This window comes from Paenibacillus sp. FSL H7-0442 (assembly GCF_038593105.1).
Taxonomy (GTDB): Bacteria; Bacillota; Bacilli; order Paenibacillales; family Paenibacillaceae; genus Paenibacillus; species Paenibacillus polymyxa_D.
Map to the genome: position 1 here is coordinate 1170816 of NZ_CP151963.1, position 16809 is coordinate 1187624.

At 46.9% G+C, this 16809-nt stretch carries 11 protein-coding genes; 7 read left to right on the forward strand and 4 right to left on the reverse strand.

Annotated elements, in window-relative coordinates; translation table 11 throughout:
• Nucleotides 1-28: 28 nt before the first annotated feature.
• From MHH57_RS05250 to MHH57_RS05265, 4 genes are all read right to left on the reverse strand, one after another.
• The gene (locus tag MHH57_RS05250) at nt 29-1366 is read right to left on the reverse strand and encodes a helix-turn-helix domain-containing protein (RefSeq protein ID WP_342434913.1); all 1338 of its coding nucleotides are present in this window, start codon (nt 1364-1366) and stop codon (nt 29-31) included.
• A gap of 4 nt (nt 1367-1370) precedes the next feature.
• Nucleotides 1371-2786 carry a sensor histidine kinase gene (locus MHH57_RS05255; protein ID WP_039269403.1) on the reverse strand — a complete coding sequence of 472 codons (1416 nt, stop codon included), beginning with the start codon at nt 2784-2786 and terminating at the stop codon, nt 1371-1373.
• Nucleotides 2783-3781 (reverse strand): substrate-binding domain-containing protein, encoded by a 999-nt coding sequence (locus MHH57_RS05260; protein ID WP_069010347.1) that lies wholly within the window; start codon nt 3779-3781, stop codon nt 2783-2785. Before MHH57_RS05260 ends, MHH57_RS05255 begins: the two co-directional genes overlap by 4 nt.
• A gap of 229 nt (nt 3782-4010) precedes the next feature.
• A complete protein-coding gene (locus tag MHH57_RS05265; RefSeq protein ID WP_069010348.1) occupies nt 4011-4856 on the reverse strand; it encodes a Cof-type HAD-IIB family hydrolase in 846 nt (281 codons plus the stop codon).
• Between the two features lie 264 nt (nt 4857-5120).
• Between MHH57_RS05265 and MHH57_RS05270 the strand changes: the two genes are divergently transcribed.
• The 7 genes from MHH57_RS05270 (at nt 5121) to MHH57_RS05300 (ending at nt 16804) form a co-directional block, all read left to right on the forward strand.
• Entirely contained in the window at nt 5121-6620 is a 1500-nt protein-coding gene (locus MHH57_RS05270; RefSeq protein WP_342434914.1) for an alpha-glucosidase/alpha-galactosidase, read from the forward strand.
• Between the two features lie 549 nt (nt 6621-7169).
• Nucleotides 7170-9314 carry a glycoside hydrolase family 6 protein gene (locus MHH57_RS05275; protein ID WP_342434915.1) on the forward strand — a complete coding sequence of 715 codons (2145 nt, stop codon included), beginning with the start codon at nt 7170-7172 and terminating at the stop codon, nt 9312-9314.
• Nucleotides 9315-9490: 176 nt separating this feature from the next.
• Nucleotides 9491-10426, forward strand: a complete 936-nt coding sequence (locus tag MHH57_RS05280; RefSeq protein ID WP_069010349.1) for a nucleoside hydrolase — start codon at nt 9491-9493, stop codon at nt 10424-10426.
• Between the two features lie 183 nt (nt 10427-10609).
• A complete protein-coding gene (locus MHH57_RS05285; RefSeq protein WP_318627035.1) occupies nt 10610-13285 on the forward strand; it encodes a PAS domain S-box protein in 2676 nt (891 codons plus the stop codon).
• Between the two features lie 163 nt (nt 13286-13448).
• The gene (locus MHH57_RS05290; RefSeq protein WP_029516087.1) at nt 13449-13838 is read left to right on the forward strand and encodes a GntR family transcriptional regulator; all 390 of its coding nucleotides are present in this window, start codon (nt 13449-13451) and stop codon (nt 13836-13838) included.
• Nucleotides 13831-14733: an ABC transporter ATP-binding protein gene (locus MHH57_RS05295; protein ID WP_029516088.1), complete on the forward strand. Its 903-nt coding sequence runs from the start codon at nt 13831-13833 to the stop codon at nt 14731-14733. The genes MHH57_RS05290 and MHH57_RS05295 overlap by 8 nt, the downstream gene beginning before the upstream one ends.
• Nucleotides 14708-16804 carry a DUF6449 domain-containing protein gene (locus MHH57_RS05300; RefSeq protein WP_029516089.1) on the forward strand — a complete coding sequence of 699 codons (2097 nt, stop codon included), beginning with the start codon at nt 14708-14710 and terminating at the stop codon, nt 16802-16804. Before MHH57_RS05295 ends, MHH57_RS05300 begins: the two co-directional genes overlap by 26 nt.
• Nucleotides 16805-16809 lie beyond the last annotated feature (5 nt).

A 16809-nucleotide genomic window follows, 5' to 3' on the forward strand; every position in this document is an offset into this window, starting at 1 on the left:
GCCGATGGCCGGCATGGATGAATTTCTACTATTTTTGGCCTTTGAACTCAGTGGGAGGAACGCCCGTTATCTTCTTAAAGACACGGCTAAAATAGTTTGGGTCCTTATAACCCACTTCAAAGCTGATTTCCTTCAGAGCAAGGTTACCCTCCTTGATCAGAGAAATAGCTTTATCAATCCGTAGCCGGGTTACGAAGTCGATGAACGTCTCTCCGTATTCCTGTTTGAAAATTTTACTGAAGTAGTGGGGATTCAAATGGACAAAATCAGCCACTTCTTCCAGCGAAAGCTCATCGTTGAATCGTTCCTCGATATACATTTTCGCTCTGCCCAGCATAGTCAGTGTTTGAACCTCCCGCTGTTCGCGTATCCGTTGCAGTGCTGACATGACGTACGTCTGCTGAAGCATTCCATTCTCCGCTTTGACGGCAAGCACAGAAGCGTTTCCAGCCTCTGACGACTTCAGTTCGTCAAAGTGGCAGTAACCTCCATCCCGCTTGCGTAGGGTGGAGGCAAAAACGGCTTCGAAATAGGACTTGCGAAGTCCTTCCTCGCCGCTATGCAGCGATCCGATTCCAATGGCCGTCTTAATGCCAAGTTGCTGGTGGACAAGCTCGGAGAGCTGCTGAACGAGGTGTTTAACCAACTGGCGCCAGTCGTTTTCGCTGGTGGCAGGCGGCTTGCATAAAAAAGTGGCTACATGATGGTCGATCAGGGAGCTTACAATGGCATTCGGGCCATGTGTTTTTACATAGCTTCGGAAATGCTCGTAAATTTTCTTTTTATCCTGCTCGTCCGTATATCCGTCAAAGGCGGCAATGATGGCGCTTCCCTGATCAAGAGGAAAGTCCAGCCATTCTGATAGCTGGGAAGCGCTCGAATCCACTGTCTGGTCGACCATGAGCATTAAAGCCAGCTCATTTTCTGCGAGCGGCATCAGCTGTGAGATTTTGTGCCTAAGCTCCAATTCTTCCGTACGTGCTCGCTTCTCGCACTCAATTTCTTCAATCAGTCGTTTCAGTGTGCCGATGATCAGTTCTCGCTTCGCCGGCTTCAAAATATATTCTTTTACGCCCAAAGAGAGCGCCTTCTGGGCATAGGCAAAATAATCGTAGGCAGTGACGAGCACGAATCGGGTATCGGGAAGCCGCTCCTTTAATTCACGAAGCGCTGCAAGCCCGTCGATTCCGGGCATATTGATATCCAGAATCGCAATATGGGGGCGGTGCTCTTCCGCACATTCAATCGCCATGCGACCGTTGCCGGCATGAATAAACCGGAATATCCCCGGCATCGCCCGTTCCACTGTCAATTCCAGTCCTTCTCTCTCTAAAGCCTCGTCATCCGCGATTAACAACCGAAACATCAGTCTACTCACTCTCCTTCTTGACTGGAATTCGTATGGTTATGGTAGTACCTCGTCCGGTACTGCTACTGATTTCAACCATTCCTTCTTTTCCGTAGAACAACTGCAGCCGCCTAAACACATTTTGCATTCCAAGTCCTGTTGAACTGTCACTTTCGACTTTGCCTTCAAGACGGAGCACGGACAGTCGGGTTTCCTCCGTCATACCCTTTCCGTTGTCTGAGATTTCAATTTGTACATCCTCGTTCGCTCGCGACAACGTCAACGTGATAATGGCTCCGTCCTCCATATCTGCCACACCATGAAGAAAAGCGTTTTCAATAAATGGCTGGATCGTCAAGGCCGGAATTTGCTGCTGAAGAACGGAAGCGTCAAAGTGAAGATTAAAGAGAATTCTGTCCCGAAAGCGTGCCTGCTGGATGGTTACGTATTCGCGAATATGATCCAGTTCCTCCTGAAGTGTTACGGGTTTGTCCAGCTTTTGCAGACTGTACCGTAGTAGATTGGACAGCGAAACGATCAGGTCGCTGGTTTTCTCCGCCCCTTCCAGGATCGCCAGCTTGGAGAGCACATTTAAGGTATTGAATAAAAAGTGCGGATTAATTTGATTTTGCAGAGCCAGAAGCTCCAGTTCCTTCACAAGCCGCCGCATTTCCAGACTCTGTTTATCCTTCTCAATGAGGATACTCAAATCGGCGGACATTTGCGAAATGGCGTCCGACAGTACGCCTAGCTCGTCATCCCGTCGCGGTGGGGGCTTGATATTCAGATCACCTGTAGCGATTCGCTTCGCCAGTCCGACAAGTCTGCCGACAGGGCCAGTAATGCTGCGCGAGATCCAGATTGCAAGCAAAACCCCCATCAGCGCGTTCATGCCGAACAATGCCACTCCTAAAACGTTCATTCGCTCATTTTTGTTCCGAATGTTCTCGATGATCGGCCGGTAATAGGCCAGTTCAGCATCGATCAGTCGCTGTCCCTCCTCATGAATATAGCTGACGGTTTTCTCCGCTTCAATATAATGTTCAAAAGCCGATTGAGGATCTTGTGTATTTGCATCCAGAACTGCGGCTTGTTTCTGTTCAAGAAATGTGGTCAACAAATTCACGTAGTCCTCCTCGGCGAAGGAAGGGTCGGTCGAGTCGGAGACTTCTTGGATTTTGCCTTTCAACTGCATTAATTGGTATTCTGTCGGACCCTGCATAGCCTTATCGTCCCTTGGATTAAGCAGATAGGCATATAGGAGCTTTAAGTTGCTCTCCGCCGATTCGGAGGTTTGCTCGATGAGGAGAATGCGGCCAAGCATTTCATCGTAGCTCTGTTGTACGACCTTTCCGCTTTGGAATACAAAATAAGCGATGATATTGGCGAACACAACTAGAAGAGGGATGAACAGAAGCAGCTTCGTTCTGATCGTCATCGTCTGTCATCTCCGGACATGTTGTCGGGAGTGTCCGCATGCACTTCATATACCCTGGTGTATGTTAATTGCTGGGGATCATTCCCCTTTAGATAATCATTCAGCAATTTTATGGCCTTAGCCCCCATTTCTTCTGGCTGTTGAACAAGGGTCAGTTCGATTTTGCGATCTTTGATCGCTTCCAACGTCTCGGCCATATCGTCAAAAGCGAAAATTTGCAAATTCCGCGCGCCGCGCCGCTCCGAGGCTTCCAGAATGCCAAGGCCGTCCAGCGCACTGAATCCGACCATGTAGCGGATCTGCGGATATCGGGCGAGCATGTTTTGAGCTTGCTGGGCTGCCTGAAGCCGTGAAATATTTGAGGAGCGAATCTCCACAATGTGGAGATTGGGATAGCGGCTGATCACGGAGCGAAATCCGGCAAGCCTGAGTCGCTGATTCTCGACGTGCTCGCTACTGATCATAACTCCAATGTCGCCACGCTCTCCAGAGGCTTTCGCTAATAGCGCGCCCATCTGTTTTCCTGCTCCTTCGTTATCCGTTCCGACGTAAGCCAGCCTTCGGGAGTCCGGTTCGTCCGTATCGATCGCGATGACAGGTATGCCAAGTCCGGCTGCTTTGTCGATTAATCGTCGATACTCCGGATCATTTATCCCTTGAACCAGAATTGCATCCGCCTTGGCAGCGATCGCTTTATCCAGCAGTTTGATCTGCTCGGACGGATTAATGCGGTCTGGACCGATATAATCGAGCCGCATACCGTACTGTTCCGCTTCTTTTCGGGCTCCTTGTTCAATGGACCGCCAGTAATAATTGTCTAGCTCTTGCGATATCAATACCACTTTTGTATCGGAACCCCCGTCGTTTGGTGAAACCGTCTTCAGTTGTTCTGCAAATTGGTGGATTTGAAAGGAAGACAGAGTGAACTGAAAGAGCAGCCAGGCAAATAGCAGGAAGACCGGGATAAGGATAAATGTCCATTTACGGTTTGACATGTCTTGCTCCTTTGTAAATATTTAGAGACTTAACTCATTATACAGTAGCCAAAGAAGCGTAGGCAGCTATCGCCATCATAAGCGCGATTATTGAGGAGATGGAAGTCGAGCAGGCACTAAATGAATTCCGTGGAAAGATAGCATTGGAGATAGGCCCCTACCAGTAGGATTAGGACATTTTTAAGTCCAGAAACTGCTGCAGGGGCTTAAGTATATAAAAATAACCTCACTAAATCAGACCATGCTTTTTAAAGCTGTGAAACAGTCCATCTTCATCCACAGCATCCGTAATGTCATCTGCAATGGCTTTGAGGCCCGGTTTGGCATTTCCCATGGCAATTCCTAGGGCACAATATTCAATCATTTCAGCATCGTTCATCCCGTCTCCGATAGCAATGGTGTCTTCTTGGGATCTTCCCAAATGCTCAATAAGCTTTTCAATAGCTACGGCTTTGTGAATACCGGGAACCATTAGCTCACCACTGTCTTGCCCGAAAGCAGATACAGTACATTGAATAACCTCAAATTTCCCTGCGAATTCCTTTTTGATTTGTTCAAAAGGAACATTTTTATTTTCCAAAAAACATGCTTTGTTCACGTCACTACGGTACAGGTTGTCCTCTCCTATAGTTAGGCCGGTGATAAAAGGATGCGGGCGTTGTTCTTTTTTTTCTCTGGCCACGGGATCATTGTCTACATCTCCGTAGATAAGCCGTTCCACATGGGGCAAAAAGTTTTTACTCGCAAACAGTCCCCCGTTCGATTCCAAATAAAAGTCCAAATCATGTTCATCAAAGTAATCGACCATATGTCTAACATCTTCATCCGATACTTTGTGGTGATATAACATCTCACCTTCGATTTCTACAAAGCCCCCGCCAGCTCCGATGATCCCGTCAAAACCGACCTCCATGATAAAATCATAAATCTCCGCTTTGGATCGGCCAGTGCATAAATAAATCAGATGTCCGTTCTTTCTCGCTTCAATACATGCTGTTTTTGCAGATTCGGGAATCATACCATCATCATTCACTAGCGTTCCATCTATATCTAAAAAGATAATCTTTTTGTTCATCTTAGGCTGCTCCTTGCTCTCCAATGTTTTCTTTTATGTTACTACATTTACCGCACTTAAAGTACATATTGAACTGAAAAAACACTAGATAGAAAGAGAGAAACGGGATGGATCAAAATGGAAATGGGAAACCCTCTGATCACGCGAAAGTTAGGATTTTTGACACCTAAATACGAAACTGGTCATGATTTTGATAACGCTTTCCACAGGCCTATTGCTACAATGACGGTATATACCCATTCTAATTACCGGAGGTTGAATGCCGTGTCATTTAAAGTAGCTTTTATTGGAGCAGGAAGCATCGGTTTTACCCGTGGAATTTTGCGAGATCTGTTATCGGTGCCGGAACTTAATGATATTGAAGTGGCTTTTACGGATATCAGTCAGCACAATCTGGATATGGTTACTGAGCTGTGCCAGCGGGATATTCGCGAGAATGGTTTGTCCATACAAATACAGTCCTCTACGGACCGTAAGATAGCTTTAAAGGATGCCAAATACGTCATTTGTACGATCCGGGTTGGCGGGCTGGAGGGCTTTGCAACCGATGTGGATATTCCACTGAAATATGGCGTGGATCAATGCGTGGGCGATACACTGTGTGCAGGAGGGATTATGTACGGTCAGCGTGGTATCGCTGAAATGCTGGCCATCTGCAAGGATATCCGCGAGCTAAGTGCACCGGATGTATTGCTGCTGAACTACTCGAACCCCATGGCAATGATGACGTGGGCCTGTAATAAATACAGCGGTGTGCGTACAATCGGTCTATGTCACGGCGTACAGCATGGGCATCACCAAATTGCCGAGGTGTATGGTCTGGAGAAGCAGGATGTGGACATTGTGTGCGCCGGAATCAATCACCAGACGTGGTACATTCAGGCGTCACATGAAGGCAAGGATCTGACAGCCGGGCTGCTGGAGGCTTTTGAAAAACATCCCGAATATAGCCGTACCGAAAAGGTGCGCATCGACATGCTTCGCCGTTTTGGCTATTACAGCACAGAGTCGAATGGTCATCTAAGTGAATATGTACCTTGGTACCGGAAGCGTCCGAATGAAATTATGGACTGGATTGATCTAGGCAGCTGGATCAACGGAGAAACAGGCGGCTATCTGCGTGTATGTACAGAAGGACGTAATTGGTTTGAAACAGATTTCCCTAACTGGATGAAAGAAGAGCCATTGGAGTACAAGGCGGAAAATCGCGGTGAAGAGCATGGTTCATACATTATCGAAGGTCTGGAAACCGGACGTGTATACCGGGGGCATTTTAATGTCGTTAATAACGGTGTGATTTCCAATTTGCCGGACGATGCGATTATTGAAGCGCCTGGATATGTGGATCGGAATGGTATCTCCATGCCACATGTAGGAGACCTTCCGCTCGGTCCTGCTGCCGTCTGCAATGTAAGTATTTCCGTCCAGCGTTTGGCTGTCGAAGCAGCTGTACATGGTGACGACATGCTACTTCGGCAAGCGTTTATGATGGACCCGTTAGTGGGCGCGGTGTGTAATCCCAAAGAAATTTGGCAGATGGTCGATGAGATGCTAGTGGCACAGGAAGCATGGCTGCCGCAATACGGAGCAGCGATTGCCGAGGCGCGCCAACGTTTGGCTGCAGGCGATCTGATTCCAACCCGGCCTTATGAGGGAGCAGCACGACTTAAGGCGAAGACGGTTGAAGAAATGCAACTGGATCGGGATGCCGCCAATAAAAATGCAGGACAATCCGACAAGGGCAAGGATCGCGAAAAAGTGTAGAACAACAAGGGCAGAGATTGACTTCACAACAATAAAAGGGTGTTTTCCCGGTCATGAGGGCCTGAAAACACCCTTTTGCTGTCGATAGATATAACGATTTGGCATAGTTGGCGTGCTGGAGTTTATCATTGTCGATTTAGGCTGACGGAAATTAAAGAATACGGTCTTGCTTTTTATGAATTTGCTCTTTTGCCGTCGATCCTAAATCTCCCGAAAGCTTGTTATAGCAGGGATGTTCAACAAATGAAGAAACCGACTTCAGAAAAAGAGGGGCCGTGATGAACCACTAGGGTGGCAATTCATATGCCTAATTAATAATGTAGTCCTTAATTTATTCAATTTACAGCAGATTTCCAGCTCACTATAATCTAACATAGGAGGTGACAAAAAGGGGAAAATGTGAGCGCATGCACAAATAGAAAGCGCTTACCTTTCGCAACTATGAACGCCACTTTTTTTGGAGAGAGTAGAGTAGGCGTAACTCACAATTAATCATGTAACAATCAGGTGCCGACATAGGAAGATTCAACAAAATCCACGGAAAGATAGGTGAAGCAATTGAAAACAAAGCAAGTGCTTCGTAAAAGCATGAAGTATGCTTTTGCGCTATCACTCGTCGCAAGCAGCTTTCTACCAGGTGCAGGATTTACGGATAAAATACATGCAGAATCACATGTCGATAATCCTTACCAAGGAGCGACAAAATATGTTAACCCTGATTATGCGGCTAGTGTCGACACATCGATTGCCAAAATTACGGATGCCAATCTGAAAGCAAAAATGCAAACGGTCAAAACGTTCCCGACAGCCGTATGGCTTGATCGTATTGCTGCTATTAACGGTGGTGGGGGCAAGCTTGGCTTGGAAGCGCATTTGGACCAAGTATTGGCGCAAAAGAAAGGCAACATGCCGATTACGGCGGAATTCATTGTGTATGATCTGCCCGGACGAGATTGTCATGCCTTGGCTTCCAATGGTGAATTGCCGTTGACTCAGGCAGGTCTGGAAACGTACAAAAAGGATTATATTGACAAAATCGCTTCTGTTTTTGCGAATCCCAAATATAAGGATATTCGCATCGTAGCGATCATTGAACCGGACAGTTTGCCAAATCTGGTAACCAATCTGGATACTCCCCAATGTGGACAAGCCAAATCTACAGGAATTTATGAGGCTGGCGTTAAATACACAATGAATAAGCTGAACGAGATTCCGAATGTGTACAAATACGTGGATATCGGTCACTCTGGTTGGTTAGGTTGGGATAACAACCGTACAGCAACGGTATCTCTGTTTACAACTATCTTCAAAGATACTAGCAAAGGTTTGTCCAGTGTGGATGGCTTTATCACGAATACAGCCAATACTTCACCGTTGACAGAACCGAATCTGCCTGATCCCAACCTGAATATTGGCGGGCAGCCGATCAAATCATCCAAATTCTACGAATGGAATCCTAATTTCGATGAATCGGATTTCGCTGAGTACTTGCATAGAGATTTTGTCAATGCAGGCTGGCCAAGCTCGCTCGGCATGTTAATTGATACCGGCCGTAATGGATGGGGAGGACCTAACCGTCCGACTTCCGCAGTCGGCAATGATATTAACTCCTATGTAAACTCAGGTCGTGTGGACAAACGTTCGCACCGTGGTAACTGGTGTAATAGCAGCGGAGCAGGTATGGGAACGCCGCCACAAACGGCTCCAGCTGGCCATATCGATGCCTATGTCTGGGCGAAACCTCCGGGTGATTCCGATGGTTCCAGCTCACTCATTCCGAACGATGAGGGTAAAGGCTTTGACCGTATGTGTGATCCTACCTATACAACCAAGGATGGCACATTAACAGATGCTTTGCCGAATGCACCTATTTCAGGAGCTTGGTTCCATGATCAGTTTGTGATGCTGGTACAAAATGCGTACCCTGCAATCGTGCCTTCCACTGGTGGTGTGGACCCAGCGCCTACAGCTCCAGCTGTACCGTCTGGCTTAAAGGCCGTAGCTGGTAATGCTCAAGTGACGCTGACTTGGAGTGCGTCTACTGGTGCCGATAGCTACACGGTAAAACGTGCCACTAGCGAAGCAGGTCCTTTTACAGCCGTTGCCCCTCTTGTAACGGAAAGAGAGTACACAGATAAGGGACTGACGAACGGAACAACTTACTTCTATGTTGTAAGTGCTACGAATGCGAAAGGAACAAGTAAAGATTCTGCAACGGTAAGTGCTGAACCTAAAGGTACACCGACTGATCCAACAGAACCAGCGGGTGATCTGGTTGTAATGTACCGGGCCGGGGACACCGACCCAGCGAATAACGCAGTTAAGCCTTTCCTTAACCTGAAAAATAAAGGCACAACACCCGTGAAGCTGAGTGAGCTGAAAATCCGTTACTATTTTACGAAGGATGGCAGCCAAGAGCTGCAATCCACAGTAGACTATGCGCAAGTAGGCAATGATAACGTGCTGCGCACCATTACAGACAACTATATTGAAATTGGTTTCAGTGCTGCTGCCGGCACGCTCGCTGCTGGAGCGCAAACAGGTGATATTCAGATCCGCATGAACAATAGCGACTGGTCTAACCTGAACGAATCCAATGATTATTCCTTTGATCCAACTAAAACCTCTTATGCAGAATGGAACAAAGTAACGTTGTTCCACAATGATAAGCTGGTGTGGGGAATCGAGCCTTAGGATTCGGCTAGAACATGTGCCCCTTGAGTGATTGAAAAGTAGTAAAAGAAGGCTACGGCATAACTGTCGTAGCCTTCTTTTACGTCTTCGAATAAAGAATTTGATGACCAAGGGAATAAGCATTGAAATTGTGTATAATGAAAAAAAGAATGCTGTTTCTACTGTGGAGGGTCATCATGAGCAAAAAGTTAATCTTAGATGTAGATACGGGCATTGACGACGCGCTTGCTATTGCGTACGCGGTCCATTCGCCGGAATTGGAGCTACTCGGTATTACAACCACCTTTGGCAATATCTCGGTGGAGGAGGCAACACGTAACTCACTGATTCTGCTGGAAAAACTAGGGGTAGAGGCTCCGGTCGTGTCTGGGGCTCACAAGCCGTATGCTCGGGAGCTGTTCAAACCTTATTCTCGGCATATTCACGGTGAAGACGGTATTGGCAATCAGTTGAAAGGAGCGCCCTCCCGTCAGGCTGCGTCTGGGGATGCCGCTGATTTTATAATCGGACAGGCTCGTCGCTATGAGGGCAAACTTACCCTGGTAGCTGTGGGACCGCTGACCAATCTTGCATTTGCATTGGATCGCTGTCCCGAATTGCCCCAATTGCTTGAGCGTCTGATCATCATGGGCGGCGCGGTCACAGTGAAAGGGAATGTAACTCCAACGGCTGAAGCGAATATTTACGCCGATCCAGAAGCCGCAGCCTATGTGCTGGGAGCGGGCTTTTCGCTTACGCTCGTCGGGCTGGACGTCACGATGCAGACACTGCTTCCCCAGCAGGATGTGGACAAATGGCGTGAGCAAGGGACCGAGCTGGGCGCGTTTATGGCAGATATGACAGACTTTTATATGGAAGCCTATCGCAATTTCAGACCTGGCATTGCAGGCTGTGCTTTGCATGACCCTTTAGCCGTAGGGTTGGCTATTGACTCCAGTTTTGTGGAGACGCGTCCAATGCACATTGCCGTCGAGGTGGGCGATTCCACCGAGGTTGGTCGCACCCGTGAGATGCAAAATGAGAACGAAGCTCAAGCACTGACTACGGTTGATGTGGCACTTGAAGTCGATGCGGAGCGATTTTTGCGTCATTTTCTTAGCCGGGTGGTATAAATTAGCCGGGTGGTATAAAAAAATAATTCAAAGATTGCCGATGAATCTGCATCGGCAATCTTTTGTGCATACATGTTTAAGGGCTTTCATCTAGAGGTGGACTCACCGCTATAAAAATCCCACGTCATGGTATAATATGTGCAATTGGATAAAACTGCCAGACTACAAAGGAGGAGATTGATTGTGTTTTCTGCTGCTCGACGACTACCTTTGCTGGAACATATGTATAATCATGCCCCGACAGGAATCGTGATTTTGTCGAGGGAAGGGAAGTGCCTGTACGTCAATCCCGCCTTTTGCAAAATGGTCGGATATGAGCAGGAGGAATTACTGGATATCCGATATTACCATCTCTTGTATAAAGAGGCTCAGGATCAGCGAGGGTTGAGGGAGGCTTACGCAGGTTGGCTACAGGCTACGGATCAAGTCTATAAGACAGAGCTACGTTTGAAACATAAACGGGGAACATCCGTCTGGCTATCGCTGGAATTAACCATATTTGATGATGAGGCTACCGAGCAATCATATTTGATTGCGTATGCAATGGATATCACGGAGAAAAAGGACATGGAGCAGGTGCTCTCGGATAATGAGGATTTGTATATGCTGATTACGGAAAATACGCCGGATGTTATCTCATATAGCACGGCGGACGGCATACTCCAATATATCTCTCCTTCGGTGGAAAAACTCTTAGGCTATACGAAACAGGAGATGCTTGGGAAAAAACGATTGCAATTTTACCATGTCGAAGATGCCGATTACATGCGTGTACATGGAATGTTCAAGGAAACAGGCATCATGAAGCGGCGTGTTCGTCATAAGGACGGGCACTATTTGTGGCTAGAAGTATCGTACCGCATTATTCGGGATGAACGGGGCAGAATCAAGCGAGTTCTATCCATCGGACGAAATATCACAGAGCGCCAGAAGAGCGAGGAGAACCTGGCAAAAGCTCAACAGTTGGCGATGTTCGGCTCATGGGACTGGGATCTGGTCAACAATGTTATGCATTTTTCCAAGGAATTTCGCAGCATATTTGGCTATTGTGTCAAGCCGGTTGAAACAAGTATTGACGCGTTCATGGCGGCTGTTCATCCAGAAGATACAGAGCGCATGAAACAGATTATCACCAACGTTATATTGAAGGGAATACACGAAGAGACCTTTTACCGAATTGTATTGCCGAATGGGGAACAAAAGGTACTGCGTTCAATCTGGGAAGCTGAAATGGACGAGCATGCAGGCAAGCCCGTTCAAGTGGTGGGTATGATCCAGGATGTTACAGAGCACCGGGAAATGGAGCAGCGCCTGCGTGAAAGTGAAAACCGCTATAAGTCACTATTTCAGCATAATCCACTCGGGATATGCGCCGTGAATATGGAAGGTCATATCTTAAGTGTGAATCCGAGCTTGGAGGAGCTTACGGGTTATACGAAGGATGAGTTGCTTGGGGCTGACATACTTATCATGGCTTCCTCTGAGGAACAGGATAAAATCAAGCGTCACATGGAGCTGGCCAAGCAGGGTGAGACGCAAACCTATGAATCGGAATTTATACATAAGGAGGGGGAGCGTCTATTTATCAAGATGACGAATATCCCGATTTTCGTGCAAGAGGAAATTGTAGGCTGCTACGGGATTATAGAAAATGTTACCCCTCTCAAAAGCTACATTGCTCAAATTGAGAAGCTCAGTAATGAGCATTCGCTTATTTTGAATGCTGTATCCGAAGGAATTGTGGGTTTAAGTACCGAAGGACATGTCCGCTTTATGAACCCGGCAGCTGTCGAGATGTTCGGCGTAGGATCGGCCAAACCGCTGAATGGCGCATGCATAGACATGATCCGCCATGCTGACGAAATTGGCAGTCATTTTCCGGACGAACAGTCCTCTATTCTTCAAGCGATTCGAAGCGGAGCCTCTTATCAGGCAGAGGAAGCAGTATTTTGGAAAAAAGGCGGGTCCAGCTTTCTGGCCTCCTATCGAATCAGCCCTTTGATGGATAATGGCGAGCGAAAAGGGGCTGTGATGGTTTTTGTAGACAGGACGAATGAAAAGGAGATCATTCGGGCCAAGGAGTCTGCCGAACGCGCCGATCGGGCCAAGTCAGAGTTTCTCTCTGTGATGAGTCATGAGCTCCGTACACCGATGAACGGCATTATAGGTATGGCGGGGTTACTCGCAGATACTGAATTGGATGAGGAGCAGCGTAGCTATATAGATATTATTACCAGTAGCAGTGGTGCTTTAATGCAGATATTGAACGAGATACTGGATTTGAGCAAAATCGAAGCTGGTAAAATGTCTTTGCTGCACGAATCCTTTGTGCTAGATGACGTGGTCGGCAGTGTGGCTGACCTATTCATGACGCAGGCTATGGAAAAAGGCATTGAGCTGGAATGGCATGTGGATCAGGAAATGCCGGGGATGCTGGTCGGTGATCATGTGCGTATCCGGCAGGTGCTGGTGAATTTGGTGAGCAATGCGATCAAATTTACGGAGCGAGGGCGTGTAAATATCTTTGTGGAGAGAAAGGCTTACAGCCGTCGTAAAAATAGATGCCTGATTGAGTTCAGTGTTACTGATACTGGAATCGGTATTCCAGCAGACCGCCAACATCTATTGTTTCAGCCTTTTTCCCAGCTTCATCCGGCATTGAACCGGAAATATGGAGGGACAGGCCTAGGCTTGTCCATCTGCAAAAACCTGGTCAAGCTAATGGGAGGTTCCATTGGTGTGGATAGCGACGAGGCCAAAGGAGCAACATTCCGGTTCCAGCTGGATCTTAAACTGCCGGAAGGGCAAACGCTTGCCAATATATGCCGTGATCAGCCTTATGATTCAAAGGAAGGCTAAAAAGACATAGCCGTGATGCAGGATGCATCACGGCTATTTTTGTAAGAAATGTTCAAAGAAAAGATTGACAAACTGTTCTAACTGTACTATTAATAATAGTACAGTTAGAACAGTTGAACATGTATAAATGAATTTGAGCCAGTGTTGAAAGGAGGAAGTCCATGTGTTCGAGCTGGATATCCGCAGCCGTAAGCCGATCTACGAACAGCTTATGGAGAAGGTCAAGGAAATGATCATGTACGGATCGCTTCAGCCGGATGAGCAATTGCCTTCTGTACGGGCATTGTCCGCTCAACTTACGGTGAATCCGAATACGATTCAGAAGGCGTATCGCGAGCTGGAACGCGAAGGATATATCTATTCCGTTCAGGGCAAAGGCAGCTTTGTCACGCCTACCCAGCAGCAGCCGCAACAAATGAAGCGGGATGAGATTCGGGTGGCATTGTTAAAACAGATGATCGAAGCTGTCCATTTCGGTTTTACACAGCAGGAAGTGGACGACATATACGTGGAAGCTATGCAAACAAAGGAAAGGGGGATGTCCCTTGATTGAATTAAGGGAAGTCACAAAGACATTTACAGAAGAAAAGGCTGTCGATCAGCTTGCCCTTACGGTAAAGAAGGGCTCCATTTTTGGGCTGCTGGGCTCGAACGGGGCAGGGAAAACGACCTTGCTCAAAATCATTGCCGGAATTTACCGACCGGATACTGGCAAGGTGCTAATCGGTGGTCAGCCAGTGTATGAGCAGCCTGAAGTCAAGCAGCACATTCTGTTTTTACCGGATACCCCTTATTTTTTCCCGCAAGCGACAATTCGTCAGATGGCCCGGTTTTACCGCTCCATTTATCCAAGTTGGAGTGAGGAACGCTACACACAGCTTACGGATATTTTCAAGCTGGACCCGAAGCGCAAACTTCACCGTTTTTCCAAAGGGATGAAGCGCCAAGCCGCTTTTTTGCTTGCCTTGAGCTGCATGCCTGAGCTGCTGGTTTTGGATGAACCCATTGATGGTCTGGACCCAGTGATGCGTAGAATGATCAAAAATCTCTTGTTCCAAGAAACCGCTGCACGTGAGATGACCGTCGTGATCTCATCTCATAATTTGCGTGAGATTGAAGACATGTGTGATCATGTCGGCATTATGCACCAAGGTCGGATGCTATTGGAAAAAGAGGTCGATGACCTCAAATCCGATACGCATAAGGTGCAGGTTGCTTTTCGGGACAGCATGCATGAGGAAGCTGTCTGTAGCCAACTTTCGGTCGTACATAAGGAGCGAAGGGGCAGTGTTCTGCTGCTTATTATCCGGGGTGAGCGAGAGCGGATTGCGGAGACGATTGAAGCATACGAGCCGCATGTGTTCGATTTGCTGCCGTTGACGCTTGAAGAAATTTTCATTTATGAAATGGAGGACGCAGGTTATGACATCCAACCGATTCTTCTGTAGCGGCGGCGTAATTCGCCAATGCCTGAGACAGCATGGCTGGATCGGTCTATTGTACTTGGCGGGATTACTGTTTACAGTACCGCTGTCATTGTTTATGAGCATTGGTGATGAACAACCACGAGTGGTTTTAAAAAGCTTGTTCGATAGTACAAACTCGGGTAATGAATTGCAAAAATTGATTTTAATGACTGTACCGGTGCTGGCAGGTGTGATGCTGCTTCGTTTTGTTCAGCGACAGGGGCCATCCGATTTGTATCACAGCCTACCTTTGCGTAGAGAGCATCTATTAACGTCACATTTAATTAGCGGTCTTATTCTTTTACTTGTACCTGTATGGCTGACTGCGGGAGTAACTGCTTGGGTTAACACGTCAGTCGAACTGCCTTATATTTTTCAAATTAATGATGTTGGATCGTGGGCTTTGGTCGTGTCCGTCCTTACGATTTTCTTGTTTACTTTTACTGTGTTTGTAGGGATTTGTGTGGGACAATCGTTGCTACAGACCGTAGTAGTGTATGTTTTGCTGCTATTGCCTCAGTTTCTATTCATGATGATAGGGCGTTTTCTAGAACGTAATTTATACGGATATGTGCGGGTGCGAGAAACCGTTGTTCAATATATTAATGGTGGGGAGTTTCGCAGCAATAATAATGTTTGGGAAAACTTATCGCCGTTTGTACGCATTATGGACAACTTGCCACAGTGCGCCTTTTCCTACATGGAGTTACTTGCCTATTTAGGTATCTCTCTGCTGTTTGTCGCCTTGAGTTATGGTTTGTATCGTAAACGCTTGGTCGAAAAGGCGACTCAGGCCATAGCATTTCCTTTCTTACAGCCTTTGTTCAAGGCAGGAGTCATACTATGCGCCATGCTTATACTAGGCGATTATTTTAATAATGCAGGTACAAGAGGAGCTAATTGGTCGATTTTTGGGTATGCACTTGGAGCTATTTTAGGCTATATCGTTGTAGAGATGGTCATTCGCAAGACGTGGCAAATTATGCGTGTTCGTGCTTTAGTGGAAATGGTCGTGTACGGTGTGATCATGGGGCTGGTACTATATATCCCGGTTTCAGGTTGGTTGGGTTATGAGGGGCGGATTCCAACAGCACACTCCGTAGAAAAAGTTTATGTCGGGCGAGAGGAGCCTCTAGGGGGAGATGCAGAAAAAGAAGCGTATTACTCCCAAGACAGGGCCTATATCACCTCTGTGCTGAATTTACATCGAGAACTCGTACGTGCACATGCAGCTGGCGAGAAAATGTTGTCCAAAAACCTGGCCGTCGAATCGGCATTCATAGTCTACCGTTTGGATGATGGTTCCACCATGACTCGCCGCTATACATTCCCGGAGAAGCCTTTCCGGACAGAACTGACTAAAGTGATGGAAGCAGAGCCTTATAAAACGGTAAGATACAGGCTGGATAAGCTGCAAGGAAAAGCAGAGACGATTAATATCCAATCCGTAGATGATAGTGAAAGACGAGTGGTTTTAACCAATCCAAAAGAAACTCGTGAATTTGAAGATATACTCAGAGAAGAAGTATTAAATATGAGCTATAGCGAGATGCAATCAGAGAAATATCCATTGGGGAGTGTTTCTATTACAAATAAAGAGTCATCCTCTATCAATAACGAACCGAGCTGGCATCGTGAATTTTCATTTGAATGGCCGGCTTCCTATCACAAGCTTACAGGTTGGCTAGAGCAAAAAGGTTATGCGGATAAGGTGATCATTGATTCCAAGGATATTTTTTCGATACGGGCTGTTCCTATTATTGCTGAAGAGCTTGAACCTTATCAATCCAATCAGTATATTGAAGACTATAAGCTATTTAAAAGCATCCAACAGAAGCATAAAGCAATAACGATTGAAGATCCGAAGCTCTGGAGCACTGTACTGGAAAAGCGCAGACCCTATAGCTATACTCCAAATATGGCGAAAGGCACTTACCTGGTTCAGGTCAAGATCAAACCTTTATTTAGTTCAGACCCCCATACACGCTATTGCTATTTTACTCCGAACGATATGACACCGGAGCTTGCGAAGGCATTACCGACAGTTCCTTAAGTGGG